The organism is Legionella worsleiensis (assembly GCF_001467535.1).
GTDB classification, from domain to species: domain Bacteria; phylum Pseudomonadota; class Gammaproteobacteria; order Legionellales; family Legionellaceae; genus Legionella; species Legionella worsleiensis.
In genome coordinates this window covers 53484-54879 of record NZ_LNZC01000031.1, presented here as the reverse complement: position 1 = coordinate 54879, position 1396 = coordinate 53484, and the positions used below count along the sequence as shown (strand labels likewise).

The window sequence follows — 1396 nt, the reverse complement described above, 5'->3', positions numbered from 1 at the left end:
ATTCAAAAGAACCGTTCCATTCACAACATTGACAGAACCACCTACAGCGATGGCCGTACCGTTAATCGCAGTAATGGTATGACCGGCATTTTCAAAGGTATCGTTCGCATTCACGTCAAGAGTCACAGCCGTGTCTTCATTGGTCGCAAAAGCATCATCGACAATATCCACTACAGGATTAATGGTAATGCCTACGGTATCGCTGTCGAGCAGCACACCGTCAGTAGTGCTCATGGTCAAGGTATCAGAACCGTGGTAATCCGCTACTGGACTGTAGCTTAAGCCATCTAAAGCCGCAGTGATTGCTGCAGGAGAACCACTCAAGGTAACAGAGCCTGTGCCGTTGTTGCTGACGGTCACGCCTGCAGTTGCAACAGCCGTCAAACTGCCGTGCAGTACAGAAACCGTAGTCGTCACCACCGCACTGTCAATATCGGCCACACTCAAGGCATTGCCATTAGCGGAGCTGAACACTTGATTGGCGTCTTCACTCAACGTTTGTGCGCCAGACACGCTGTTCACTGGCGCATCGTTCACCGCATTCACCGTCATAGTAACGGTAGCCGTTTCTGTTGTTCCACCAGAAGTCACGGTGTAGGTAAAATCAGTCACACCATTAAAATCAGCAGCAGGTGTAAAGCTTAGGGTACCATCGGCATTCAAAAGAACCGTTCCATTCACAACATTGACAGAACCGCCTACTGCTATCGCTGTACCGTTAATAGCGGTAATGGTATGACCGGCATTTTCAAAACTGTCGTTTGCATTCACGTCAAGAGTCACAGCGGTGTCTTCATTGGTCGCAAAAGCATCATCGACAATATCCACTACAGGATTAATGGTAATGCCTACGGTATCGCTATCCAATAAAGCACTGTCTGTAGTACTCATGGTCAAGGTATCGGAACCGTGGTAATCCGCCACTGGACTGTAGCTTAAGCCGTCTAAAGCCGCAGTGATTGCTGCAGGAGAACCACTCAAGGTAACAGAGCCTGTGCCGTTGTTGCTGATGGTCACGCCAGCCGTAGCCAGAGCGGTTAAGCTGCCGTGCAATACAGAAACCGTAGTCGTCACCACCGCACTGTCAATATCGGCCACACTCAAGGCATTGCCATTGGCAGAGCTGAACACTTGATTGGCGTCTTCACTCAGAGTTTGTGCGCCAGACACGCTGTTCACTGGCGCATCATTCACCGCATTAACGGTCAAACTTACCGTTGCAGTTTCCGTCGTTCCACCAGAAGTCACGGTATACGTAAAATCAGTAGTTCCATTGAAATTAGCGGCTGGGCTAAAACTTAAAGTACCGTCGGCATTGAGCAACACACTGCCGTTAGCCACAGCCACACTTCCGCCTACAGCGATGGCTGTACCGTTAATGGCGGTAATGGTATGT

General features: G+C 49.6%; 1 protein-coding gene. It reads right to left on the bottom strand.

From position 1 onward, the window contains the following. Window positions 1-1396, bottom strand: a 1396-nt coding sequence (locus tag Lwor_RS12085; RefSeq protein ID WP_193786621.1) for a beta strand repeat-containing protein, incomplete at both ends; no start/stop codon positions are given.